The organism is Spirillospora sp. NPDC048824 (assembly GCF_043198455.1).
GTDB lineage: Bacteria > Actinomycetota > Actinomycetes > Streptosporangiales > Streptosporangiaceae > Spirillospora.
In genome coordinates this window covers 593,339-616,046 of sequence record NZ_JBICUS010000001.1, presented here as the reverse complement: position 1 = coordinate 616,046, position 22,708 = coordinate 593,339, and the positions used below count along the sequence as shown (strand labels likewise).

The following is a 22,708-nucleotide window of genomic DNA, read 5'->3' as shown; positions in this document are numbered from 1 at the left end:
AGCGTCCCCGCGGGGATCGAACTGGCCCGCCACGGCTTCGTCCGGGAAGGTTGAACGGCAGGACCCCGCGCCCGGCGACGTCCCCCTGGCCGCCGCGCCCTCCGACGCGGGCGGGTGCCGTCAGGAGATCCAGCCGTTCGCGCGCGCCTGGTCGAGGGTCTGCTCCGCCTCCCGGGTGTCGAGCATCTCCAGACCTCGCACCGCCCAGAACCGCAACGACTCGTCCATGTCCTCCAGCTGATCGCGGAACAGGCCGAGCGCCTTCGGGGAGCGGGCCTCGGCGATGAGTTCCAGCAGCCAGCAGCGCAGGCCGTGGTCCTCCTCCGCCGTGAACTCCGCGATCAGCTCATCGACATACGCGTCGGCGTGCTCGCGCAGGAAGTCGAACGCGTCCTCCCGGACCTGCGTGTCGCTCTTCCGCATGTGCTGCATGGCCTGTTCGAAACGTTGCCGCGACATGCGTCGACCCTACGACCGCCACGGTGCGCGCCGGAACGCGCCGTCGCCGGGGCCGGGTGCCCGTCGGGCGGTGGGTGCCGAATGGTCCCGGGGTTCGGGACCAAAGTCCTCGTACAGGCGGGACGGGGGTGAGTCAGGCTCTGGTTACCCGACCCCAGGAGGAGCCGAAATGACCGTGGCGGAGCCGTACAGGATCAAGAGTGTGGAGCCGCTGCCGGTGCCGACCCGGGCCGAGCGGGAGGCGGCGATCGGACGTGCCGGCCACAACACGTTCCTGCTGCGCTCCGACGAGATCTACATCGACCTGCTCACCGACAGCGGAACCAGCGCGATGAGCGACCGTCAGTGGGCGGCGATGATGTGCGGTGACGAGGCGTACTCGGGGTCGCGTTCCTTCTACCGGCTGCAGGAGGCGGTCGGCGAGGTCTACGGCTTCCGGCACGTGGTCCCGGCGCACCAGGGACGCGGCGCCGAGCACATCCTCTCCCAGATCGCGATCAAGCCGGGCCAGTACGTCCCGGGGAACATGTACTTCACCACCACGCGCGCCCACCAGGAACTGGCCGGCGGCATCTTCGCCGACGTGGTGATCGACGAAGCCCACGACGCGCGGGCCCGCCACCCGTTCAAGGGCAACGTGGACGTGGCGAAGCTGGCCGCCCTCATCGAGCGGGAGGGCGCGCAGAACATCGCCTACGTCAATGTCGCCGTCACCGTGAACATGGCCGGCGGGCAGCCGGTCTCCATGGCGAACCTGCGCGAGGTACGGGAACTGTGCACCCGCCACGGCATTCTGCTGTGGTGCGACGCGACCCGGTGTGTCGAGAACGCCTACTTCATCCAGCAGCGCGAAGAGGGTTACGCCGACCGTACGGTGGCCTCGATCCTGCGGGAGATGATGGCGTGCTTCGACGGATGCACGATGTCGGGCAAGAAGGACGCCCTGGTGAACATCGGCGGGTTCCTGGCCATGAACGACGAAACCCTGCTCCAGCGCGCCAGCGAACTCGTCGTCCTGTTCGAGGGCATGCCCTCCTACGGCGGCATGGCCGGACGGGACATGGAGGCGATGGCCCAGGGCGTCCGCGAGATGGTCGACGACGCCTACATCGCGCACCGCGTCCACCAGGTCCACCACCTCGGTGAGCGGCTCCGCCGGGCCGGTGTCCCCATCGTCGAGCCGATCGGCGGGCACGCGGTGTTCATCGACGCCGCCCGCTTCCTGCCCCACCTCGACCAGGAGCAGTTCCCCGCCCAGGCGCTCGCGGCGGCGCTCTACCTCGACAGCGGCGTGCGTTCGATGGAACGAGGCATCGTCTCGGCCGGGCGCGACCCCAAGACGTCCAAGAACCGCAGACCGCGCCTGGAACTGGTCCGGCTCACCGTGCCGCGGCGCGTCTACACCGACAGCCACCTGGACGTCGTGGCCGACTCCGTGCAGCGCCTGCATGAGCGACGGCACTCCATCGGCGGGCTGCGCATGACCTACGAGCCACCGACACTGCGGTTCTTCACGGCCCGCTTCGAACCGGCCGGCCAGGCGCCCGCCTGAGCCGGGCCTCGGTGGGGTGCAGGACGGCCGCGGCCGCTGCGGCCGAAACGATGGAGGAAGCAGATGTCAAAGCTCGACGTGTTGCCCCGGCGGGAGATCCACACCGATCTTGCGGCTCGTTTCGTCATCCGCGCGGCGACCATGGCGCCGTCGGTGCACAACACTCAGCCGTGGCGATTCGGCACGTCCGGCGAGGCCATCCGGCTGTACGCCGACGACCACCGCCGGCTGCCCTGGTCGGATCCGGCAGGCCGGGAACTGGTCATCAGCTGCGGCGCCGCACTGTTCAATCTCCGGCTGGCCATGCGGCACCTCGGCTTCACCGCCAGGATCACACCGTTCCCGGTGGCTGGGCAGCCCGATCTGCTGGCCGAGATCCACTGGGGTTGGAATGCGCGGCCGTCCTCGTACGAGGAAGTGCTCTTCCGCGCCCTGAGCCGGCGCCACAGCCATCGCGGCCTGTTCACCTGCGCCCCGGTTCCGAACCATCTGATCTCCGAACTGCGCGGGGTGACCCGGCGGCAGCAGGCATTCCTGAGTGTCATCAGCGACCGGACGCGGCTCCGTCACGTCGCCCGCCTGGTGCACGCCGCCGAGACCGCGCAGCGGGCCGACTCAGGGGTGGCGTCGGAACTGGAGCGCTGGGTTCCCGTGCCCGGCGATGAGCGCTTGGACGGCGTCCCGGCCACCGCGTATCCGAGGCAGCCGGACGGCGCGGTGTTCGCCACCCGGGACTTCGCACGTGGCGCGCCGCTGGGATACCCGCCCAGTCCGCGCCTCGCGTCCCCCACGACCCTCGGCGTCGTCGCGGTGCTCAGCACCCGCAGGGACCGGCCCGCAGACTGGCTGCAGGCGGGCCTGGCCCTTCAGGCCGTACTGCTGCACGCCGCGGCACACCAGGTCAGCGCGGCCTTCCACACCCAGCCGCTGGAACTGCCGGGACCGCGCGCCCGCATCCGGAAGGAGGTCATCGCCAGCGGCCACCCGCAGATGCTGCTGCGACTCGGCTACTCCGACCGGCCGCGCGCGACTCCCCGCCGTCCGGTCACCGAGGTACTCACCGAGCAGGCGTCATAGCGAGACGGAAAGCAGGGCGTGTCCATGTCCACTCTCAACGACGGCGCCGGTTTCGGCGGCGTGCGGTGGAGGCGCTTCGCGGCGATCCTGATACCCGGCCTCATGGCGGCGGGCGGTCTGGTCGCGATGGCCGGCCAGGGTGCGATCGCCTCGTCGTTCGCCGTGTCCGGCAGCAGTTTCAAGGTCTCCGTCGGCTCGCTCGACGGGACGGGGTTCGAGCAGTTCGGCGGCTTCGACACGACCAAGGACGGCGAGGGCCACCCGGTTCAGGTGTCACGGATCCGGTCGGCCACGATCCGGGACCTGTGCCAGTCGGTCCTCGTCTCCACCCCCGCCGGCAAGGTCACGGTGGTGCTGCGCGCCGGGCAGGGCGACAAGCCGGTCGAGGCGAGCAACCTGGTCATGGACGTGGAGTCCCTCGCCGCCGACGCGGAGTTCACCGACATCCAGATCGGCCGGGACGCGAGCACGCTCGACCAGGTCCCCGGCGCCAAGGGAGCCGCCGGCGGGTTCGCCCAGCAGGCCGGCAGGATCCGCCTCACCAACGTCAAGCAGACCGCGTGGGCCACCACGGCCGGCACGTTCAAACTGAACGGCCTGCGAATGAGCGTCAGGCCCGGTACCCATGAGTGTTTCTGAACGCTCGGCCGCCGCCGAGGCCGCGCCCCTTCCCGGCGGCTTCCGGCGCTGGCGGCGCACCCGGCCGTTCTGGGGCGGCCTGCTCGCCGTCCTCGCCGGGGCCGAGATCATCCTGATCCCGTTGGCCCCGGTCGGCATCGTGGTCCATCAGGGCATGGCCGGTGTGGCGAGCTGGCTCGCCGGTGCCCTGCTCATCGCCTCCGGTGCCCTGATGTGGTGCCAGCCGGAGCAGCGCGCCTTCCTCGGCGTACTCTGCGTGCTGCTGTCGCTGGTCTCGTTCGTGACGTCCAATCTCGGCGGTTTCCTGCTGGGAATGCTCCTCGGCATGGTCGGCGGAGCGCTGGGCTTCGCCTGGACGCCGCACGCGGCCGGAACGGGCCCCGGCCGGTCACGCGCCCCGCGGCACATGGGCCTGGTGCTGATCCCGGTCCTGCTCAGCCCCGTCGCACCCGACACCGGACCGGCCTTCTCGACGGCCGAGGTCACGCTGAAGGCGTCATCGCTGACGATGTCGGGGCTGACCTACGACGGCGTGGTGGCCCTGCGGACCCGGCGGGCCGCGCCGGTGAGGGCCCTGCGGTTCTCGATGGAACGCGCGGTGCTGAGGGACGTGGACCAGCGGATCGGCAAGGGCCCGCGCCGGGCACGGCTGCGCGCGGAGTCACTGACGCTTGAGGGGGACGTCGTCATGTACACGACCAGGATGTCATCGACGCTCCTCGGCCTCGGACCGCTGACGTTCACCCCTGAGCATCCGCCGCCGCTCGTGCTCCCCCACATGGTGATGACCGACGTGACCGCCGAGCAGCCGGACGTCCTGGCGTCCTCGGCCGTCCTGCGCGGTCTCCGGCTGTCGGCGTAGCGGCGCGCACCCGCCCCCGGTCAGTCCGAGCCGCCGGGCGGACGGGTCTCCGCGTCGATGCGTTCGAGGAGCGCGCCGAGCACCTCTTCGCCCTGGGCCGCGTCGAAGTCCTCGCCGAGGCGTTTGCGGACGCCCTGGTCGCTGAGCCGGTGGTGGACGTCGGGGGTCACGCTGTGCCGGGCCAGACAGCTGCGCGCACATTCGAGGGCGCACCCGTCGATCGCGATGATGGTCCGCCCGCTGGTGGCCTTGCGGACCAGGCTCCGCACGTCACCGCCGACACCGGCGATGCAGGACATCTCGGCGACGCCGCGGCGGTCCAGCTGGATCGCCAGCCAGTTCGTCATCTGGGCGGCACTGGAGCAGCCGGAACACGAGTAGACGAGCGGAAGGTCACGGCGGTCGGTCACGGATTCTCCTCCAAGTCACGGGCAGCCCGCTGGTGACTTCAAGGTTCCGGGCATCGAGAGGGGCGGGTCAGGGCCAAAGGTCCCGCCGACCCGGCCGAAAGGCTCGACCACGGACGACACCGCATGACCGATGGCCCGCTTTTGCGGGACCTAAGCCCTTATCCGGCACATTCATCGCCGCGGCAGGCTTGAGCGGCAATCCCGAGTCGCACACGAAGGAGCACCGAACATGCGCGCAAGGACCATTCCCGGGGGTTTCCTGTTCGACGCCGTGGGGGTCGTGATGCTCGTCGCCGGTCCCGCCATGGTCGCCCGCGCCGCCTGGGGCAGGAAGGAGATACGCGGTGAGCTGGCCACGCAGGAGATCACGTTCCCGGACGAGAGCCGCCTGCCCACCGGGCTGACGTCGTTCGCCGGGCAGCGGGTGGAGACCGGCCCACAGGCACGCGCCTACGCCGACCTGATCAAATCCAATCTCGCCGGCACGACCGCGGGCCGCACCTATGCACAGCTCGGCGCCGAACTGGCGGCCGTGCGGGCGGACGGCGGCGAGGACGAGAAGCTGACCGAACTGCAGCGAACCGCGTTCACCGGCGAAATGCTGCGCGCGTCCCTGATGTCGGCGTACCAGGCGTGGCAGGTCACCCTGCTGGCCGGCGCCTTGGGCGCTTTGTTCACCGGGCTCGGCGCCGCACTGCTCACCGCCCGGGGTTCCACCGCCGGTCTGCGGCGGCCGGACGTGGGCTGAGGCGCATTCGAAGGCGTCAAGAGCACCGCGGCCCAAGTCAGGCGGCCTTGGACTCGGCTTCGACGTCCACGCCGATTCGCGGCGGATCGAGGATCGAGTTGTGCACCGTGCAAGCCTCCACGGCTCTGCGCAGCCCGTCGACGGCCTCGCTCGGCAGCGAAACGGGAGGACGCAGCCGCAGCCCGATCCGGGACACCCGCGCGGGTCCCCCGCCCGCGCTCATCGCGAAGTCGGCGGTGACCTCCAACCCTTCCGCGGGGAAACTGTGCCGCGTCAGGTACCGCCGCCCGTAGTGCGCCGCGCAGGCGGCGAGCGACGCCACGAACAACTCGACCGGTGTGGGTCCGTTGTTCATCCCGCCCGCGAAGTACGGCTGGTCCACGTGGACCACATGATCCCGGACAAGCACGGCGAAAGCGTCGTTCTCCTGATGGACGACCATGATCTCGCTCATCGGCGCACCCCTCTTCTCCAGGCTCCGTCCCTTCCTTCAGTGTCGGCCCGTGAGCTTCCACGGGCAGGAGCCGAAGGTCCCTCCAACAGGGGACGGACGTCATCGACCGGCGGCGATCAGCGTTCCGGCCCGCGTCTCGCCGTGTTGATCGCATTCGCAGCAGTCACCGATCCGTCACGTCGCTTGTCAGATCGCGCGTGCGCCTGTTCGGAACCGTCCTGGCGAACAGGCTGACAACACCGATCTTCTTGTGGACATGTGAGCGATCCGTGACGGTGGACTTCCGCCACGGGCTTCGCCCCTCCAGCTCCCGCAAACGGAGAAGCCGATGAAGCTGCTCACATATACCGCCGGCCTCGCGACGGCCGCCCTGCTCACTTCCCTGACCGCGGCGTCCGATACGCCGGTGGCACAGGCGGCCGGCAGCGGCGCTCTTCCGAGAGTGAACATGGAAGCCACCGTCAAGGCGGCCCAGATCGACCCGCGGCGGCCCGACGACACGCTGACTCCGGGCGCCAAGGCCGGCGTGCTCCTCGTTGAGCGGGCGCTGCGCGACCGGAACCTGCTCGACGCGACGTGGGTGGACGGCTACTTCGGCACCACAACGGTCGCCGCCTACGCGAAGTACCAGAAGTCGCTCGGCTACACCGGTCTCGACGCAAACGGCCTGCCGGGCAGGACGTCGCTCACCAAGCTCGGAACCGGCCGCTTCACCGTCACTCACGTCATCGGGCCGGGCGCCCGCGTGTCCACCGGCGGTGTCGTCGTCAACACCCGCACGCGGAAAATGCTGGCCGAGGCGGAGCGGCTGCTCGGCCGCACCCTCGTGCTGGAGCAGGGGTCGTACAACCCTGGCGGCGACCCCACGTCCGCGGGCACCCACGATGGCGGCGGCGTCGTCGACATCTCGGTCAAGGGGATGAACTCCGCCACCCGCACCCGGGCCGCCCGCGCGCTGCGCCGTGTGGGCTTCGCGGCATGGGTGCGCAGCCCCTCGCAGGGCGACTGGCCGTGGCACATCCACGCCGCCGCCATCAGCGACACCGACCTTTCCAGCCAGGCCCAGCACCAGACCGGCGACTACTACCTCGGCCTGAACGGGCTCGCCGACCGTCGCCCGGACGACGGCCCGAAGGTGACCATCCGTACCTGGGAGGAGTACCAGCGCCGCTGACCCCGTCCGCACTCCCGGCTCCGACATGAGAACCCCAGGCTCCGCCAACAGAAGGAGAACGGCATGAGAACGCACAACAAGATCCTCGCCGCGACGACCGCCGCCATCGCGCTCGGCGGGGCGGCGTCCGCCCTCATATCGCCCGCCTCGGCGGCGAGCCGCAACGGCGTGTGCGAAAGCGGCGAGTTCTGCTACTACTTCAACAGCGACAACAAGGGATCGATCTCCGACTTCACCGGCTCCATCGCCGACTACGGCACCAAGCAGCCCTCCTGCTACGACTTCAAGGGCGCGGGCAACGGCAAAGGCCAGTGCATCAAGAACAACGCCGCCGCCGTCTGGAACCGCAGCGGCAAAACCGTCCGCGTCCACTACAACAGCAACTACGGCGGCAAGTACCAGGACTTCAAAGCCGGCGCCAAAGGCAACCTCAACTCCAGCCTGAAGAACCAGAACGCCTCGCACCAGTTCTCACCCTCATCGCGCACGAACATGTCGTACGGGCTGTACAAGGCGAGCGGCGGCCGTATCACGTGCGGCTTCGACGGCTACACCAGCACCCCCGGCCGTCACGAAGGCATCGACATCGCCCGCGGCATCGGTTCCAACGTCCGCGCCCTGGTGGGCGGCAAGATCATCTACATCGCGCGCGGGGCCAAAGGCAGGGCCGGGCTCTCCACGATCTCCATCTACAACGCCTCGCTGAACAAGACGGTGATCTACCTGCACACCGCACCGCGGTCCTCGCTGAGCGTCGGCCAGAAGATCAGCCGCGGCCAGATCATCGCCGACGAGTCGTGGCGGGGAGTGTCGTCCAGTTCGTCCGCGCACACCCACGTCGAGATGCGCCCCGGACGGCGGACGCTCGCGGCCAAGAGCGTCAACGACCCGCACCTGGACAACCCGAACCCGACCTCGTTCTGGCGCGCCCGGGGCTACAACGTCCGATAGCCGCTGCGGCCTCTACCAGAAGAGGAAGACAACTGTGTCGAAACCAACCGCGCGTGTGATCTCGCGGGTCACCGCGGCGACCGCCGCGATGGCGCTCGGCGGGGCGGTCCTCATCCCGGCGTCGCCCGCCTCGGCGGCGAGCCGCAACGGCGTGTGCGAAAGCGGCGAGTTCTGCTACTACTTCAACAGCGACAACAAGGGATCGATCTCCGACTTCACCGGCTCCATCGCCGACTACGGCACCAAGCAGCCCTCCTGCTACGACTTCAAGGGCGCGGGCAACGGCAAAGGCCAGTGCATCAAGAACAACGCCGCCGCCGTCTGGAACCGCAGCGGCAAAACCGTCCGCGTCCACTACAACAGCAACTACGGCGGCAAGTACCAGGACTTCAAAGCCGGCGCCAAAGGCAACCTCAACTCCAGCCTGAAGAACCAGAACGCCTCCCACAGGTTCCGGAGCTCCACGCCGCCAACCGGGTGCAAGACCGACGGCACGCACAGCAAACTGCCCACGACGATCCTGGTGTACCGGGTGTCCCTCAATCGGGTGGACCGGGTGTCGTTCAAGACCTACGTGAAGAACGTCCTGCCCAACGAGTGGGTGCCGAGCTGGCCGAGAGAGTCGCTCAGGGCCGGGGCCGTGGCCGTCAAGAGCTACGGCTGGTACTGGGCGCTGCACTCGACGCGCAAGACGTCGAGCGGCCAGTGCTTCGACGTCTATGACAACACGTCCAGCCAGGTGTACAAGCCCGGCTCCGCGACGGCGTCCACCAACGACGCGGTGAACGCGACGTGGGGCACCCGGATGACCCGCAGCGGGAAGATCCTGCAGGCCCACTACTGCGCCACGACCACGGCGTGCGGCGCGTGGGTCACCGGGGACTGGATGTCGCAGTACGGCTCTCGCGACAAGGCCAACGCGGGGTGGAGCCACCCCAGGATCCTGAAGGCCTACTACAGCGGGATCGTTCTCTCCTGACCCGGCGAACCGTCCGGATCTGGTTCCCCGCCGTGTCCCGCGCACGGCGGGGAACTACCCCTCGACGATGACCTGGAAATTGACCGGCCGGCTTCCGGGGAAGGCGACCTTTCCCGAAGCGTCCACCATCTTGAACCGCACGTAGCACAGGCCCGGCCTTCTGGGCGTGGTGATGTCGGTACGGATGTCGACCATCTCGCCGGGTCGCGTCTCGTCGATCGGCACGTCCGAGATGGTCTGGCATTGGTCGGCGCGCTGCGGAACGTCGAGGCGACGCAGCGAATATCCCTCCCACGACACTTTCCCGGCGTTCTTGAGCCGCCATATCTTGGTCGTGGTCTTGCCGGCGCCGACGCGCGTGCAGTCGGGGAGCGTGATGTCCGCGATGAACACGGCGGCGTCGCCCTTGTGCGCCGGCGGGGCGGGCGGCGGGTTGGACGCGTGCACCGGGCAGTCGGCCGGGGTCAGCGCGGCCTTCGACCGGCTGCCGGAAGGCTTCAGTCCGTCCTCGCCGGAACCGGAGTCGCGATTGCCGGCGCCCACGATGAGGACCACCGTCCCGATACCGACGGCCCCTGCCACCAGCGCGACCGCGGCCGGGCGGGCCGGCCGGATTCGCCTTCGGCTCCCCGGCGCGGGGATGGCCGGCTGGACATCGTCCGCGATCTCGTCGGACGGAGGCGTCGACGTGGGCACGGATGCCGAGGTCTCGCCGGGTGACAGTGGCGCCGGCGCCGGCGGACCAGCGGCGATGTCCCTGGTGTCGCGTTCTGCGGCGCTCGTGGCGGAGGCTGTGAGTTCACCGGGCGGGCGGGCGCCGGAGCTCGCGGGCTCGGCGGCGTTCGCCGATCTGACCGCCCGGTTCGCCGTCTCCCAGCGTTCGCGGTAGGCGGCCGGGTCCGCGCCGCACGCCTTGACGAACTCGGCGGTGGTACCCCAGCTCGGGAGTCGGTTGCCCTTCGTGGCCTCGTACAACGTCGTGTGCGAGATCGCCCCGGACCGGCCGGACATCTCCCGAAAGGGCGGGTTACCGGCCGATCTGCGCAGGTCTCGCAGAACCATCACGAAGTCCGCGATCGCCTCCGCTTGTGCACGCATCTCGTCCACCGGCTGAAACTAACAGCGCCCATGGTCTCCACTCAAGCCGTACCCGATATCGGCGGACGAGGCGGGGCGAGCGCGGACTTCGGGACCGCGAAACCTTTGACCAGCCGGCCGATTATCCAGGGGGCCTCAGCATATTTCGCGGAGAATTCACCGACTTCGAGTGGGGCGTTCACGTGTGCCCCCAGGTCCGCGGCCCGCCCCGCCGATGCAACACCCGTGAGCCCGGTCGGGTCGACCTCGTGACCGTCGATGGCGAATGAGCGCTCGGGTTCCGGTCAGCTCCCGCCGCACGACGATCGGCTTCTGCACTCAGTCACGGCTCGTGCCGCACTCCAGCCCTGTGCCGCGACGGTCAACTACCCCTACCTCGTATCGGCCTCCCTGCTTCTAAGGCCAGCTCTGTCGTCCTGACTCTGACCTCGCACGTGCTGGTGGATTCGGACGGCATGGGGGTTGCCGTTTCAGCCCTACCCCCGTAGGGTATGCAGCCTCCGCTGATACCCCCCTGGTGTATAGGAAGTGACGATCATGTCTCGTGCAACAGCTCCCCCGGCGTCGCGTCGCTGGTGGGCGCTCGCCCTCATCGCCCTCGCCCAGTTCATGGTGATCATGGACACGTCGATCATCGGGGTGGCCCTCCCCCGCATCCAGGAGGACCTCGGGTTCTCCCAAGAGAACCTGTCGTGGGTGTTCAACGCCTACGTCATCGCTCTGGGCGGCCTGCTGCTGCTCGGCGGCCGCCTGTCGGACCTGTTCGGCGCCCGGAAGATGTTCGGGACCGGCTGGCTCATCCTGCTCGCCGGTTCCGCCATGGCCGGGGCCGCCGGCGACGTGGGCGTCGAACTCGCCGGACGCGCCGTCCAGGGCGCGGGCGCGGCGCTCATCGCACCGGCGGCGCTGACGCTGCTGATGATGCTGTTCGGGTCCGAGCCCCGCGAGCTCACCAAAGCCCTGGCCCTGTACGGCGCCGCCGCCCCCGCCGGCGGAACCGCCGGCGTCTTCCTCGGCGGCGCCATCACCGAGTACGCCTCCTGGCCCTGGGTCTTCTACGTCAACATCCCCATCGCCGTCATCGCGCTGGCCGCCGCGCCGTTCCTCATGCCCGGCGGTGGCAGGGCGCGTGGCTCGGTCGACCTCGTCGGCGCCGTCACCGTCACCCTTGGGCTCGGCACCACCGTGTACGCGATCGTTCGCGCTCCCGAGGTCGGCTGGGGCTCGGTCGAGACCTGGGCGGTGATCGCGGCCGGGATCGTCCTGCTCGCGGCGTTCCTGTGGATCCAGTCCGCGCGCCGCGCACCGCTGATGCCGTTGTCGATCTTCCGTGCACCGAACCTGGGCGCGGCCAACCTGGCCCAGTTGCTGCTCGGCGCCGCGTGGATCCCGATGTGGTTCTTCCTCAACCTCTACCTGCAGCAGGTCCTGGACTACAGCGCCTTCCCGTCCGGAGCCGCCCTGCTGCCGATGACCGTGCTGATCATGATCGGGATGGTCGTCCTGGCCCCGCGCGTCATCAACCGGTTCGGCCCCAAGGCCGTCACCGTCACCGGGCTGGCCGTGCTGGCCATCGGCATGGGCTGGCTGTCACTGATCCGTCCCGACGGCTCGTTCTGGATCGACGTACTGCCCGCCTCGCTGGTCGCCGCGCTGGGCATGTCGCTGGCCTTCATCCCCTCGCTGGGCACGGCGATCTCCGCCGCCCGCCCCGAGGAGGGCGGTCTGGCGTCCGGCATCGTCAACACCGGCTACCAGGTCGGCTCCGCGCTCGGCTTGGCCGCCATGACCGCCATCGCCACCGCCAACGGCGCCGACCGCCTCGGCGACCTGCCCGCACTCACCGACGGCTTCTCCGCCGCCTTCATGGGCGCCGGCCTGATCGCCCTCACCGGAGCCGTCCTGGCCGCCGCCACTCTGCGGTCCGCCCGCCCGGAGCCGAGAACTGCGGCCCCGGCCGAACGGAGCGACGCGCGGGAGACGACCCTCGGACTCTGAGACGAACCACCACCACAAACGAATGACACCGACCTTCGAAGAAATTGCGTGCGGCGCCGCCGAACGTCCCACCCGGCGGCGCCGCCGCTACACCCTGCAGACCGCATCCGAACAGAATCCAAGGCAACGCCATGCGAAATCTGCGCACACTCACCCCCGCCGACGCCGCACCAGGCTGCGGCGCCCGTTGAGCGAGAAACTCTCCCTCGCGGCACAGAAATGGATCGGTTGCGGCACATGCCTGGCGCCCGCCGACGCCGCACGATCGGCCGGCCTGACCGAGACCGACATCGCCCTCGCCCCCAGGGCACCTCGACCGACCTGGTCGGGAATGGCTCCGAGGCTCATGTTGGCCATGGTTCCGGCGATACCGGCGGCCCGGTCCGAGGCGACGAACGTGACGACCTCAACCACTTCATGGAGGCTCGGCAGGCGTTTGCGGTGTGTCCGCTCGGCAACCATGGCCTGGAACTTTCTCGCCCGCTTTGGACTCCCAGCGCCGCCGGCCTGTCCGCACATCATGAGCAGCCGGAGCCGACCAGCCTTCGCTGGCCGTAGTCGTGCTCGGCCAGAGCTGGGACAGGCGCCGGCCCGCCGGGAGCCCGTCGACGGCCGCGTCGGCGTGCGGGTGCGCTCGCGGCGGGCCTGCCACAGCCGCTGCCCGGTCACGCCTTGGTCACGCTGCCCACCAGGGTCGTGCGCTGCCACCGCAGCACGTCGTCATCGTCGGTGGGCCGATCCCGCCCGCTGACCGGCGGTCGCCGATCAGATGTTCGGTTGTACCGGTGAGCGTCCGCCGCCTCTCCACGCCGCCCGGGGCCGCACTCGTGGTTGCGACCAGCCTGTATGCACGCACTGTCATCTCTGGAGCCGTGGATCACGTGCGGCCAGGTAAGACGGGAGCAAGAGATGCCAGACGCGGGGCAGCCGCCGAGAGTTCGACGGCACATCGTGACGGGGGTCGCCGTCCTCGGAACACTCGTCGCGGGGTGCGGCACCAGTGACGCCGGCGGGGACGGGCAGAAGGCTCCGGCCTCACCGAGTCGCCCGGCCACGGTCGCCGCGGTGACCGAGGCGCAGGCGAAGGCCATCTTCGCCCGGCACCAGAAGGTCAACAACAAGGCGAACGCGCAGGTCTCCGACGAGCTGCTGCGCTCCAACGAGACCGGTCCCATGCTCGAAGCCGATCTGGCGGGCAACAAGCGCATCCGCGGTAAGCACGAGGAGAAGATTCCCGCGTTCTTCTACCGGGATCCCCAGTTCTATATCCCGCGCACCACGGGCCCCGCGTGGTTCGCCGTCACGGCGGCGGAGACCGAGAACGGAAACACCGAGCTGCTCGTATTCGTGGATACCGGAGGCGGATCCTACAAGGCGGCCGTCGGCGTGTGGCTGGCGAAGGGCAAGAAGTTCCCGGCGATCGCCCGCAATGCCGACGGCTCGGCGACGGCCGTGACGGACGGGGCCGCCCTCGGAGTCGGCGCCAAGGTCTCCGACTACCTGACTACCGCGGCGCGCGGCAAGCAGTCCGCCACCGGGCTCGTACCCGGCCCGCTCACCTCGCAGCTCGGCAAGAGCTGGGCCAAGACGGTGAGGAGGATCAACGACGGGCTTCGCTGGGCGGGGGGCACGTCCTGGAAGGCTCGCCCCCAACCGGTCTACGCGCTCAAAACGGCCGATGGCGGAACCCTGGTCATGAGCGTCTCCGACCAGTCGCAGACCTATACGGCGCTACGTGAGAATGTCTGGTACCAGCCTGACCAGGTCTACTTCGGGCTGGGGCCCAAGCGCTACTACACGCGTTTCTCGGGTGAACGCCTGTGGCAGTTCGCCACCCACGTCCCGTCCAGTGGCCCCGCGGACGTCCTTGCCCGGTCCACCCACGCGGTATCGGCGTCCGGCTCGTAAGACCTGCTTTGTCGTAGCGGCGGGAAAACCTGTCGGAACCGCCCCCGCGATGCGGCGGTCAGGCGTCGGTGCCGGATATCGAAGTTGCGGCGCCGGCGCAGTTCGCCGCTGAGACCGCACGCTGACTCGTCGTCGCGCGACCTGCCGGCAGGGCACGGGCAGTCCAAGCTGCGCCGGAGCTACGGGAGTCGCGGAGAGGTGAGACCTGTTTTGCCGGGGTGTGTCATCTGGTGCCGGTTGGTCTTGATGACATTTCGACGACAAACGATCAGGGGCCTGATCGGACATTGCTCCGATCAGGCCCCTGACCTGCGAATCCTTGGTGGAGCTGAGGGGATTTGAACCCCTGACCCCCTCGATGCGAACGAGGTGCGCTACCGGACTGCGCCACAGCCCCGAGGACTCCGTAAGGCTAGCAAACATCCGGGGGTGTTCGCGCACCGGTTATTCGCCGACGGCGCGGCGGTCGTCGGCGTATTGGTCGAAGACCTCCTCGGGGGTGAGGAGCTCGATGACCTCGGCCGGTTCGGCCGTTTCGGCGGCGCGGCGGGCCTCGCGGGCCTTGGCGAGGGCGAGGGCGCGGGCGTGTGCGGCGGCCTGGCGGCGGGCGGTGTCCATGCCGACGGCGACGCGGAGGAGCGCCAGGTGGCCCGCCAGGAGGGCGGTCGGGGGCGCGGTGATCCACCAGGGCGCGAGGCCGGACGCGACGACGGCCGAGGTGGTGAGGAGCAGGGCCGTGAGGCCCGTGGTGCGGCGCCGGCGCCGGGCGATGACGGTGGCGCGGCTCGTCCGGCGGTGGGGCCGGGGCTCCGGGATCTCCTCGGGGACCTCTTCGTCGTCTTCGACGAGAATTTCCTCGGAACGTTTGTGGAGGAGCCGGGTGATTCCGGTCGTCTCGATGTCGCGGCGCAGCCACATGGGCACGAGGACGATCGCCCAGACGGCGACGATGGCGAGATAAAGAACGGCGCTGCTCACCGGCCCCACCGCCCCAGGGCACGCTCAACAGGCGAGCCGACATTCGGCGCGCGAACGTGCATTGGGAGCAGGGTCACGCCCCGCACGGTACGAGGGGGTGTCAGAGGTTGACGAGCATAAGGGACGGTGTGTCGCGAGATCGATCTCGGCGTTACTCTCCGTTTGCCTGGGCTTCTCGATCGCAGGATTCTTACAGCGGGAAAGTCACAGCGGACTCAAGTGCGCCGGGGAAATGCCTGTTTGCGCTCGGCCAGCCAGCGTGCGCGCAGGCCACCGGGCACGTCCTCGACGGTCAGGGCGTAGCAGATGTGGTCGCGCCAGGCTCCGTCGATGTGCAGATGGCGGCGGCGAATTCCCTCTTCCCGGAATCCGAGCTTTTCGACGACACGGCGGCTTGCCGCGTTCTCCGGACGGATATTCGCCTCCAGGCGGTGGAGGCCGACGGTGAAGAAACAGTGGTCGACGGCCAGGGCGACCGCGGTGGGAATGACGCCGCGGCCGGCGACCTGCTTGTCGACCCAGTAGCCGATCTGGGCGGAACGGGCCGAGCCCCAGACGACCGCGCCGATGGTGAGCTGCCCGGCGAACTCGCCCTCGTGGGTGACGACCCAGGGCAGGGCGAGGCCTTGGCGGGCCTCGCGGCGCATGGTGTGGACCATGCTGAGGTACGGGCCGAGGCCGCTGCGGAACAGCGGTGTCTCGGGGTTGGTGGGCTCCCAGGGGCGGAGCCAGTCGGCGTTGCGGACCCGCAGTTCACGCCAGACGGCGGCGTCGCGGTGCCGGAGCGGGCGCAGCCCGACAGGACCCTCGGTCAGGGTGGCAGGCCATCCCCGCAAACGTTCCACGGCTCCATGATTCCCTGGTCGGACGTCCGGACGCCATCAATTGTCGCCGAGAAACGGTCACCCGGGCCGTTCCGGGGCCGTTTTCACAGGCGGGCGGCGGTGCTTCGCCATCCGGGCGGCGTGGAGGTCGCCGCTCCTAACCGGCGCCGGGGCGGGGGTGGTCGCCACCCTTGATCTGGTCGAGCGCGTGGGTGAGGACCCGGCCGAGGACGGTCATGCCGTCGCGGACGCCGCCCGTCGAGCCCGGCAGGTTGACGATGAGGGTGCCGCCCGCGACGCCGGCGAGCCCGCGGGACAGGATCGCGGCGGGGACCTTGTCGCGGCCTTCCAGCCGGATGGCCTCCGCGATGCCCGGTATCTCCCATTCGATGATCTGCCGGGTCATCTCGGGGGTCTGGTCGGTCGGGGTGAGGCCGGTCCCGCCGGAGGTGACGACGACGTCGTAGCCGGTGGCGACCGCGTCCCGGAGGGTATCGGCGACCGGTTCCCCGTCCGGGATGACGACCGGGCCGTCCACCTGGCAGCCGAGTTCCGCCAGCATCTCGGCGAGGACGGGGCCGGATCTGTCCGCGTAGACGCCCGCGGCGGCCCGGTTCGACACGGTGACCGCCATCGCCCTGATCATCGGCGCCACACGCCCGTCTTGCCGCCGGTCTTCTCCTCGACCCGCACGTCGGTGATCACGGCGGCGGGGTCGACGGCCTTGACCATGTCGACCAGTGCGAGCGCGGCGACGCTGACGGACGTCAGCGCCTCCATCTCCACGCCGGTGCGGTCGGCGGTGCGGGTGACGACGGTGATCGCGACGCCCTCGTCCCGGATCTCCAGGTCGACGGTGACTCCGTGGAGCGCGATCGGGTGGCACAGCGGGACGAGGTCGGGGACGCGCTTGGCCCCCATGATCCCCGCGATGCGGGCGACGGACAGGGCGTCGCCCTTGGGGATGTCGCCCGCGCGCAGCAGGGCGACGCACTCGGCCGAGAGGTGGACGAGGCCCGTGGCGGTCGCGGTACGGGCCGAGACGTCCTTGGCCGACACGTCGACCATGCGTGCCGCGCCCGCGTCGTCCAGGTGGGTGAATTCGGGGCCTGTGGCACTCAAGACGGCAACCTCATGACGTCGACGTGGGATCCGGCGGGGAGCGCTTCGGCATCCTCCGGCAGAACGATGAGCGCGTTCGCGGACGCGAGCGAGCCGAGCTGGTGCGAGCCCTGCACTTCGGCCGCCGTGACGGAGTAGGAGCCGCGGTGGAACGACAGCCCGCCGCGCAGGAAGTGGCGGAGCCCGGCGGGTGACTTGACGTCTTCGGCCAGGACGGCGCTCACCGTGGGCAGCGGGTCGGGTTCCAGTCCTTGCATGGCGCGCAGGGCGGGACGTACGAACACCTGGAACGACACGTACGCGCTTACCGGGTTGCCGGGGAGGGTGAAGACCGGCGTGTCCTCAAGGAGGCCGAACCCTTGAGGCTTCCCGGGACGCATGCGCACCTTGTGGAAGCCCACAGTGCCCGTGCCGGAAAGTACTTCCTTGACCACGTCCTTGGTGCCCATGGAGACGCCGCCGGTGGTGACGATGGCATCGGCGCGGACGAGCTGGTCTTCGAACATCTCCAGCACCTTGGCGGGCTCGTCCACCACGGTGGCCTGCCGGAAGCCCACCCCGCCCGCCTCGACGACGGCGGCGGTGAGCATGTAGCTGTTGGACTCCCAGATCTGGCCGTGCCCGAGCGGGGAGCCCGGCTCGCGGAGCTCGTCCCCGGTGGCCACGACCACGACACGGGGCCTCGGCCGCACCGTCACCCGGGAGCGTCCCACCGCGGCGATCATGCCGATCTGCGGGGCGCCGAGGCGCGTGCCCGCGTCCACGACGACCTGCCCGGCGACGACGTCCTCGCCCGCGCGGCGGATGTAGTTGCCCGCCGGCGCGGCGCGCGAGACCCGGACGGTGGCGTTGCCGCCGTCCGTCCACTCGACGGGGATCACGGCGTCGGCGCCGGCCGGCAGCGGCGCGCCCGTCATGATCCGGGCGGTCAGGCCGGGTCTGATCGCCGACACGCCGGTGTCGCCCGCGACGATGTCCCCGACGACGGGCAGCGTGACCGGGGCGGACTCGGTGGCCGCCGCGATGTCGGCGGCGACGACCGCGTAGCCGTCCATCGCGGAGTTGTCGAACGGCGGCAGCGGGACGGGCGCGGACACGGGCTCGGCGAGCACCGTCCCCTGCGCCTCCAGCAGCGCCAGGTCGAGCGGCGGCAGCGCCGCGACGCTGCCGAGGATGTCCGTCAGATGCTCATCGACCGATCTCATGCCCACGGCCCCAGTGTGACGTGTCGTCACGAGTCCCCGGAGCCGCCCACGCCGCCGGACGCGTCGTACTCGCGCACGAACTCACGCAGCCACGGGATGAACTCCGGCGCCAGGTCGGGGCGTTCCGAGGCGAACTGGACGACCGTCCGCAGGTATTCGAGCTTGTTGCCCGTGTCGTAGCGGCGTCCCCGGAACTTGACCCCGTAGACGCCGCCGCCCTGGTCGGCGGGCGTGTCGGCGAGGGTGCGCAGGGCGTCGGTCAGCTGGATCTCGCCGCCGCGTCCCGGCGGGGTCTTCTCCAGGACGTCGAACACCGCGGGGTCGCAGACGTACCGGCCGATGATGATCCAGTTGCTCGGCGCCTCCTCGGCGGAGGGCTTCTCGACGAGGTCGGAGATCCGGACGACGTCGTCCTCGCCGGTCGCCTCGATGGCCGCGCACCCGTACGAGGAGACCTGGTCGGGCTCGACCTCCATCAGCGCGACCACGCTGCCGCCGTACCGCCCCCGCACTTCGATCATGCGCCGCAGCAGGTTGTCGCGCGCGTCGATCATGTCGTCGCCGAGCAGCACCGCGAAGGGCTCGTGGCCGACGTGCTGGCGGGCGCAGTGCACCGCGTGCCCGAGCCCGCGTGGCTCGCCCTGCCGCACATAATGCATGATGGCCAGGTCACTGGACGCATGGACGGCGTTGAGGCGCTCGTCGTCGCCCTTGGCGCGCAGTGCCTCCTCCAGCTCGTACGCCCGGTCGAAGTGGTCCTCGATGGACCGCTTGCTGCGGCCGGTGACCATCAGGACGTCGCTGAGACCCGCGTCCACCGCCTCCTCGACGACGTACTGGATCGCAGGTTTGTCGACGATGGGCAGCATTTCCTTGGGAGTCGCCTTGGTGGCGGGCAAGAATCGGGTACCGAGACCGGCCGCCGGGACGACCGCCTTGAGCACAGGTGCAGTGTCGGCCATGTAATGACCCTAGCCACCCACGAGGACGGCAGCGTGCAGGACATCGTTTCGAAGAGCGACCTACGAGCCGAACTGATCGGCAGACGTGCGGCGATGCCGCCCGAAGCCCGCGCGGCGGCCGGGAGATCGATCCGGGACGCGCTGCTGCCGGTCCCCGAGGTCGAGATGGCGGGGACCGTCGCGGCGTACGTCTCGATCGGCACCGAACCGGACACCCGCGGGCTGCTGTTCGCGCTGTGGAAGCGCGGCACCTACGTGCTGCTCCCCCGGCTGCTCCCGGACGGCGATCTCGACTGGGCGTCCTATGAGGGCCCCGACTCGCTCGTCCCAGGGCCGGGCGGATGCCCGGAGCCGTCCGAGCCGCCCCGCGGGCCCGGCGCGGTGGCCAGCGCTGACGTCGTTCTCGTCCCGGCGCTCGCCGCCGACCGCACCGGGATGCGCCTCGGCCGCGGCGGCGGGTCTTACGACCGGGCGCTCGCCCGGGTCGGCCCGGCGATCCTGACCGTGGCGCTGCTGTACGACCAGGAGCTTCTGCAGACCGTGCCGGCCGAACCGCACGACCAGCGCGTCCGCGCGGCCGTGACGCCGTCGCAGGGCCTCGTCCGCCTCGGCTGACGAGCGGGCCGGCGACCCGGGCCGGGCGGGTCGTCCGCGGGGCTCATTAGAGTGAGGAAGGCAAGATCGCGGTAGCGGTCGGGCGGGGGAGGAACGGGAGGTTCCAGATGACGGCGCCGTGGCGGATCCTGTCCCTGCCCCCGATCGACCAGCACGTCGTCCGGCGGCTGTTCGAACCGCTCGGGGACGCCGCGGAGGTGATGTTCCCGCAGGCCAGGGAGCGCGCCGCGATGCTGTCCGCGCTTCCCGGCGCCGACATCGTGATCGCCGACTTCAGCGGACGGCTGGCCATGGACGCCGAAGCCGTACGGGCCGCGCCGCGCCTGGCGTTCGTCCAGATGCCCGCCGTCGGGACGGACAGCATCGACATCGCCGCGCTCACCGCCGCGGACGTGCCCGCGGCGAACGCGGCGGGCTTCAACGCGCGCGGGGTCGCCGAGTGGGCGGTGGGTGCGTCGTTCGCGCTGTGCCGCCATCTCGCCTGGGCCGACCGGGGCGTCCGCGCGGGCGGGTGGCCGCAGATGGAGGTGGTCGCCCGGCGGCCCCGCGAGATCCACACCCAGCGCGTAGGCATCGTCGGATTCGGCGCGATCGGCGCCGAGGCGGCGCGGCTGTTCGCGGCGCTCGGCTGCGCCGTCTCCTACTGGACGAGGCGTCCTCGTCCAGAGGCCGCGGCCAGGTTCAGGGAGCTGGACGACCTGCTGGCCACGTCCGACATCGTCGTCCTCGCCCTGCCGCTGACGGACGAGACCCGCGGGCTGATCGGTCCCGAACGTCTCGCCCTGCTGCCGGACGACGCGCTGCTGGTGAACGTGGCGCGCGGGGGCATCGTGCCGGACGACGCCATCGTCGCGGCCTTGGAGTCGGGACGGCTGGCGGGCGCGGCCCTGGACGTGTTCGACGAGGAGCCCCTTGGAGCGGACCATCCGCTCCGCACCCACGAGGACGTGCTGGTGTCTCCGCACGCGGCCGGGACGTCCGTGCAGTCACAGTTGAACCTCGTGGCGGCCGTGCGCGACAACGTCACCGCGGCCGTCGAGGGACGCGAGGTGCAGAATGTGGTCAACGGTGTGAACCCGCACGTCAGACGGCGATAACGGGGATCCCCGGCATGCCATCCCTCAACCGCAAATATGCGATCGGCCCGTGAATCTGTAGGATTCCTAAACGATCAACTTTGACGACCCCGAAGGGTGGGATGTGCATCTCGACATCTGGCTACTCCTCGGGGCCACGCTCGTACTCAGCGCCATCGTCGCGGTCAGGCTGTCCCATCGGGCCGGCCTGCCGTCCCTCCTGGCGTACATGGGCCTCGGCCTTTTCATCGGCGAGTCCGGCCCCCTCCACATCAACTTCGACGACGTCGAGCTGGCTCATACGCTCGGCTTCGCCGCGCTCGTCCTGATCCTCGCCGAGGGCGGTGTCACCACCAGCTGGCGGCACGTGCGGCCCTCGGTGCCCGCCGCCATCGCGGTGTCCACGATCGGCACGCTGATCAGCATCGTCGTGGTGGCGCTGTCCGCGATGTGGCTGGTCGACATGGACTGGCGGCCGGCGTTCCTGCTCGGCGCCGTGCTCGCCCCGACCGACGCGGCCGCCGTGTTCTCCGTGCTGCGGCGGCTACCGCTGCCGTCCCGGCTGTCCGGGCTGCTGGAGGCCGAGTCCGGCTTCAACGACGCGCCCGTCGTGATCATCGTGATCGCGCTCAGCACCCACACCAGCGCACCCCACCTCGGCGAGCTGTTCGGCCTGATGGTGTACGAGCTGGCCGCCGGCGCCCTCATCGGCATCGGCATCGCCTGGCTCGGTGCGCAGGGGCTGCGCCGCCTCGCGCTGCCCGCCTCCGGCCTCTACCCGATCGCGGTGCTGTCGCTGGCCATCGGCGCCTACGCCGTCGCGTCGCTGCTGCACGCCAGCGGGTTCCTCGCCGTTTACGTCGCCGGTGTCGTCCTCGGCAACGCCCGGCTCCCGCACCGGCCCGCCACCCGCGGCTTCGCCGAGGGCATCGCCTGGCTGGCCCAGATCGGGGTGTTCGTGATGCTGGGCCTGCTGGCCTCCCCCGGCGAACTGCCCGGCCAGATCGTGCCCGCGCTGCTGATCGGGTTCGTGCTGCTGCTGATCGCGCGTCCCGTGTCGATCGTGCTGTCCACGATCGGGTTCAAGATGTCGTGGGGCGAGAAGATGTTCGCGTCCTGGGCCGGGCTGCGCGGCGCCGTCCCGATCGTGCTCGCCACCATCCCGATGGCGCAGGGGGTCGAGTCGTCCGGCCGGATCTTCTCGATCGTCTTCACCATCGTGGTGGTCTTCACTCTGCTCCAGGGGCCCACACTGCCGCTGGCGGCGCGCTGGTGCCGGCTGGAGAGCGACGAGCAGACCCGGGAACTGGACGTGGAGGCGGCGCCGCTGGAGGAATTGCACGCCGACCTGCTGGAGGTCCGGATCCCGGCGGACTCGATGCTGAACGGCGTGGAGATCTTCGAGCTGCGGCTGCCGCCCGGCGCGTCCGTCACGCTCATCGTGCGGAACGGGTCCAGCTTCGTCCCGGAACCCACCACGCCTCTGCAAGCGGGTGACACCCTCCTGGTCGTGACCACCGACGCCGTGCGTGAGGCCACGGAACGCCGTCTGCGCGCGGTCAGCCGGAAGGGCAGGCTGGCCGGCTGGTTCGGTGAGAAGGGCATCTGACCGGTCAG

General features: G+C 70.2%; 24 protein-coding genes and 1 tRNA gene. 13 read left to right on the top strand and 12 right to left on the bottom strand.

The window, feature by feature from the left end; translation table 11 throughout:
* Positions 1 to 120: 120 nt before the first annotated feature.
* Positions 121 to 459 carry a HEAT repeat domain-containing protein gene (locus ACGFIS_RS02780; protein WP_392910309.1) on the bottom strand — a complete coding sequence of 113 codons (339 nt, stop codon included), beginning with the start codon at positions 457 to 459 and terminating at the stop codon, positions 121 to 123.
* Positions 460 to 628: 169 nt separating this feature from the next.
* Here ACGFIS_RS02780 and ACGFIS_RS02775 point away from each other — a divergent pair, with 169 nt between their 5' ends.
* From ACGFIS_RS02775 to ACGFIS_RS02760, 4 genes are all read left to right on the top strand, one after another.
* Positions 629 to 2,011 carry a tyrosine phenol-lyase gene (locus ACGFIS_RS02775; protein ID WP_392969165.1) on the top strand — a complete coding sequence of 461 codons (1,383 nt, stop codon included), beginning with the start codon at positions 629 to 631 and terminating at the stop codon, positions 2,009 to 2,011.
* A 63-nt stretch (positions 2,012 to 2,074) separates the two neighbouring features.
* Complete coding sequence (locus ACGFIS_RS02770; RefSeq protein ID WP_392910313.1) at positions 2,075 to 3,088, top strand: Acg family FMN-binding oxidoreductase; 1,014 nt, start codon at positions 2,075 to 2,077, stop codon at positions 3,086 to 3,088.
* Between the two features lie 24 nt (positions 3,089 to 3,112).
* On the top strand, positions 3,113 to 3,727 hold the full coding sequence (locus tag ACGFIS_RS02765) for a DUF6230 family protein (RefSeq protein WP_392910315.1): 615 nt from the start codon (positions 3,113 to 3,115) through the stop codon (positions 3,725 to 3,727).
* Positions 3,714 to 4,589 carry a DUF6114 domain-containing protein gene (locus tag ACGFIS_RS02760; protein WP_392910317.1) on the top strand — a complete coding sequence of 292 codons (876 nt, stop codon included), beginning with the start codon at positions 3,714 to 3,716 and terminating at the stop codon, positions 4,587 to 4,589. Before ACGFIS_RS02765 ends, ACGFIS_RS02760 begins: the two co-directional genes overlap by 14 nt.
* 20 nt (positions 4,590 to 4,609) lie before the next feature.
* On the opposite strand, the gene ACGFIS_RS02755 is transcribed toward ACGFIS_RS02760, so the two are convergent.
* Positions 4,610 to 4,999 carry a putative zinc-binding protein gene (locus ACGFIS_RS02755; RefSeq protein WP_392910319.1) on the bottom strand — a complete coding sequence of 130 codons (390 nt, stop codon included), beginning with the start codon at positions 4,997 to 4,999 and terminating at the stop codon, positions 4,610 to 4,612.
* Between the two features lie 229 nt (positions 5,000 to 5,228).
* Here ACGFIS_RS02755 and ACGFIS_RS02750 point away from each other — a divergent pair, with 229 nt between their 5' ends.
* Entirely contained in the window at positions 5,229 to 5,747 is a 519-nt protein-coding gene (locus tag ACGFIS_RS02750; RefSeq protein ID WP_392910321.1) for a hypothetical protein, read from the top strand.
* A 37-nt stretch (positions 5,748 to 5,784) separates the two neighbouring features.
* Here ACGFIS_RS02750 and ACGFIS_RS02745 read toward each other — a convergent pair whose 3' ends face one another.
* Positions 5,785 to 6,201: an OsmC family protein gene (locus ACGFIS_RS02745; RefSeq protein WP_392910323.1), complete on the bottom strand. Its 417-nt coding sequence runs from the start codon at positions 6,199 to 6,201 to the stop codon at positions 5,785 to 5,787.
* Positions 6,202 to 6,529: 328 nt separating this feature from the next.
* On the opposite strand from ACGFIS_RS02745, the gene ACGFIS_RS02740 reads away from it, so the two are divergent.
* From ACGFIS_RS02740 to ACGFIS_RS02730, 3 genes are all read left to right on the top strand, one after another.
* The gene (locus tag ACGFIS_RS02740; protein ID WP_392910325.1) at positions 6,530 to 7,375 is read left to right on the top strand and encodes a peptidoglycan-binding protein; all 846 of its coding nucleotides are present in this window, start codon (positions 6,530 to 6,532) and stop codon (positions 7,373 to 7,375) included.
* Between the two features lie 63 nt (positions 7,376 to 7,438).
* Complete coding sequence (locus tag ACGFIS_RS02735; RefSeq protein ID WP_392910327.1) at positions 7,439 to 8,326, top strand: peptidase inhibitor family I36 protein; 888 nt, start codon at positions 7,439 to 7,441, stop codon at positions 8,324 to 8,326.
* Positions 8,327 to 8,360: 34 nt separating this feature from the next.
* Positions 8,361 to 9,305: a SpoIID/LytB domain-containing protein gene (locus ACGFIS_RS02730; RefSeq protein WP_392910329.1), complete on the top strand. Its 945-nt coding sequence runs from the start codon at positions 8,361 to 8,363 to the stop codon at positions 9,303 to 9,305.
* Between the two features lie 54 nt (positions 9,306 to 9,359).
* Here the strand turns inward: ACGFIS_RS02730 and ACGFIS_RS02725 are convergent, their stop codons facing one another.
* Positions 9,360 to 10,403: an NBR1-Ig-like domain-containing protein gene (locus tag ACGFIS_RS02725; RefSeq protein WP_392969311.1), complete on the bottom strand. Its 1,044-nt coding sequence runs from the start codon at positions 10,401 to 10,403 to the stop codon at positions 9,360 to 9,362.
* A gap of 537 nt (positions 10,404 to 10,940) precedes the next feature.
* Here ACGFIS_RS02725 and ACGFIS_RS02720 point away from each other — a divergent pair.
* Positions 10,941 to 12,401 carry an MFS transporter gene (locus ACGFIS_RS02720; protein ID WP_392910331.1) on the top strand — a complete coding sequence of 487 codons (1,461 nt, stop codon included), beginning with the start codon at positions 10,941 to 10,943 and terminating at the stop codon, positions 12,399 to 12,401.
* Positions 12,402 to 12,551: 150 nt separating this feature from the next.
* Here ACGFIS_RS02720 and ACGFIS_RS02715 read toward each other — a convergent pair whose 3' ends face one another.
* Positions 12,552 to 12,863, bottom strand: coding sequence for a hypothetical protein (locus ACGFIS_RS02715; protein ID WP_392969162.1), 312 nt, complete (start codon positions 12,861 to 12,863; stop codon positions 12,552 to 12,554).
* Positions 12,864 to 13,310: 447 nt separating this feature from the next.
* Here ACGFIS_RS02715 and ACGFIS_RS02710 point away from each other — a divergent pair, with 447 nt between their 5' ends.
* Positions 13,311 to 14,309, top strand: a complete 999-nt coding sequence (locus ACGFIS_RS02710) for a hypothetical protein (RefSeq protein ID WP_392969159.1) — start codon at positions 13,311 to 13,313, stop codon at positions 14,307 to 14,309.
* A 320-nt stretch (positions 14,310 to 14,629) separates the two neighbouring features.
* Here the strand turns inward: ACGFIS_RS02710 and ACGFIS_RS02705 are convergent.
* The 7 genes from ACGFIS_RS02705 to galU form a co-directional block, all read right to left on the bottom strand.
* Positions 14,630 to 14,706 (bottom strand) — tRNA-Ala (locus ACGFIS_RS02705).
* Between the two features lie 47 nt (positions 14,707 to 14,753).
* Positions 14,754 to 15,287 carry a hypothetical protein gene (locus tag ACGFIS_RS02700; protein WP_392910338.1) on the bottom strand — a complete coding sequence of 178 codons (534 nt, stop codon included), beginning with the start codon at positions 15,285 to 15,287 and terminating at the stop codon, positions 14,754 to 14,756.
* A gap of 215 nt (positions 15,288 to 15,502) precedes the next feature.
* Positions 15,503 to 16,123 (bottom strand): GNAT family N-acetyltransferase, encoded by a 621-nt coding sequence (locus ACGFIS_RS02695; protein ID WP_392910686.1) that lies wholly within the window; start codon positions 16,121 to 16,123, stop codon positions 15,503 to 15,505.
* A gap of 145 nt (positions 16,124 to 16,268) precedes the next feature.
* Positions 16,269 to 16,745 carry a molybdenum cofactor biosynthesis protein B gene (locus ACGFIS_RS02690; RefSeq protein WP_392910341.1) on the bottom strand — a complete coding sequence of 159 codons (477 nt, stop codon included), beginning with the start codon at positions 16,743 to 16,745 and terminating at the stop codon, positions 16,269 to 16,271.
* An 8-nt stretch (positions 16,746 to 16,753) separates the two neighbouring features.
* A complete protein-coding gene (gene moaC, locus ACGFIS_RS02685) occupies positions 16,754 to 17,233 on the bottom strand; it encodes a cyclic pyranopterin monophosphate synthase MoaC (RefSeq protein ID WP_392910344.1) in 480 nt (159 codons plus the stop codon).
* Positions 17,230 to 18,438, bottom strand: a complete 1,209-nt coding sequence (glp, locus tag ACGFIS_RS02680) for a gephyrin-like molybdotransferase Glp (protein WP_392910346.1) — start codon at positions 18,436 to 18,438, stop codon at positions 17,230 to 17,232. The genes moaC and glp overlap by 4 nt, the downstream gene beginning before the upstream one ends.
* A 26-nt stretch (positions 18,439 to 18,464) precedes the next feature.
* Positions 18,465 to 19,400 carry a UTP--glucose-1-phosphate uridylyltransferase GalU gene (gene galU, locus ACGFIS_RS02675; protein ID WP_392910349.1) on the bottom strand — a complete coding sequence of 312 codons (936 nt, stop codon included), beginning with the start codon at positions 19,398 to 19,400 and terminating at the stop codon, positions 18,465 to 18,467.
* A gap of 33 nt (positions 19,401 to 19,433) precedes the next feature.
* On the opposite strand from galU, the gene ACGFIS_RS02670 reads away from it, so the two are divergent.
* From ACGFIS_RS02670 to ACGFIS_RS02660, 3 genes are all read left to right on the top strand, one after another.
* On the top strand, positions 19,434 to 20,015 hold the full coding sequence (locus tag ACGFIS_RS02670; protein WP_392969156.1) for a 5-formyltetrahydrofolate cyclo-ligase: 582 nt from the start codon (positions 19,434 to 19,436) through the stop codon (positions 20,013 to 20,015).
* A 107-nt stretch (positions 20,016 to 20,122) separates the two neighbouring features.
* Positions 20,123 to 21,112 (top strand): NAD(P)-dependent oxidoreductase, encoded by a 990-nt coding sequence (locus ACGFIS_RS02665; RefSeq protein ID WP_392910353.1) that lies wholly within the window; start codon positions 20,123 to 20,125, stop codon positions 21,110 to 21,112.
* 103 nt (positions 21,113 to 21,215) lie between these two features.
* Complete coding sequence (locus ACGFIS_RS02660; protein ID WP_392969153.1) at positions 21,216 to 22,700, top strand: potassium/proton antiporter; 1,485 nt, start codon at positions 21,216 to 21,218, stop codon at positions 22,698 to 22,700.
* The last annotated feature ends 8 nt before the right edge of the window (positions 22,701 to 22,708 follow it).

What these genes read in the sequence shown, in the direction of transcription:
- ACGFIS_RS02720 (WP_392910331.1), top strand. Translation starts at nt 10,941, where the DNA reads ATGTCTCGTGCAACAGCTCCCCCGGCGTCGCGTCGCTGGTGGGCGCTC.
- ACGFIS_RS02775 (WP_392969165.1), top strand. Translation starts at nt 629, where the DNA reads ATGACCGTGGCGGAGCCGTACAGGATCAAGAGTGTGGAGCCGCTGCCG.
- ACGFIS_RS02665 (WP_392910353.1), top strand. Translation starts at nt 20,123, where the DNA reads ATGACGGCGCCGTGGCGGATCCTGTCCCTGCCCCCGATCGACCAGCAC.
- ACGFIS_RS02770 (WP_392910313.1), top strand. Translation starts at nt 2,075, where the DNA reads ATGTCAAAGCTCGACGTGTTGCCCCGGCGGGAGATCCACACCGATCTT.
- ACGFIS_RS02735 (WP_392910327.1), top strand. Translation starts at nt 7,439, where the DNA reads ATGAGAACGCACAACAAGATCCTCGCCGCGACGACCGCCGCCATCGCG.
- ACGFIS_RS02690 (WP_392910341.1), bottom strand. Translation starts at nt 16,745, where the DNA reads ATGGCGGTCACCGTGTCGAACCGGGCCGCCGCGGGCGTCTACGCGGAC.
- ACGFIS_RS02740 (WP_392910325.1), top strand. Translation starts at nt 6,530, where the DNA reads ATGAAGCTGCTCACATATACCGCCGGCCTCGCGACGGCCGCCCTGCTC.
- ACGFIS_RS02780 (WP_392910309.1), bottom strand. Translation starts at nt 459, where the DNA reads ATGTCGCGGCAACGTTTCGAACAGGCCATGCAGCACATGCGGAAGAGC.
- ACGFIS_RS02765 (WP_392910315.1), top strand. Translation starts at nt 3,113, where the DNA reads ATGTCCACTCTCAACGACGGCGCCGGTTTCGGCGGCGTGCGGTGGAGG.
- ACGFIS_RS02745 (WP_392910323.1), bottom strand. Translation starts at nt 6,201, where the DNA reads ATGAGCGAGATCATGGTCGTCCATCAGGAGAACGACGCTTTCGCCGTG.
- ACGFIS_RS02710 (WP_392969159.1), top strand. Translation starts at nt 13,311, where the DNA reads ATGCCAGACGCGGGGCAGCCGCCGAGAGTTCGACGGCACATCGTGACG.
- ACGFIS_RS02750 (WP_392910321.1), top strand. Translation starts at nt 5,229, where the DNA reads ATGCGCGCAAGGACCATTCCCGGGGGTTTCCTGTTCGACGCCGTGGGG.
- glp (WP_392910346.1), bottom strand. Translation starts at nt 18,438, where the DNA reads ATGAGATCGGTCGATGAGCATCTGACGGACATCCTCGGCAGCGTCGCG.
- galU (WP_392910349.1), bottom strand. Translation starts at nt 19,400, where the DNA reads ATGGCCGACACTGCACCTGTGCTCAAGGCGGTCGTCCCGGCGGCCGGT.
- ACGFIS_RS02725 (WP_392969311.1), bottom strand. Translation starts at nt 10,403, where the DNA reads ATGCGTGCACAAGCGGAGGCGATCGCGGACTTCGTGATGGTTCTGCGA.
- ACGFIS_RS02760 (WP_392910317.1), top strand. Translation starts at nt 3,714, where the DNA reads ATGAGTGTTTCTGAACGCTCGGCCGCCGCCGAGGCCGCGCCCCTTCCC.
- ACGFIS_RS02715 (WP_392969162.1), bottom strand. Translation starts at nt 12,863, where the DNA reads ATGGTTGCCGAGCGGACACACCGCAAACGCCTGCCGAGCCTCCATGAA.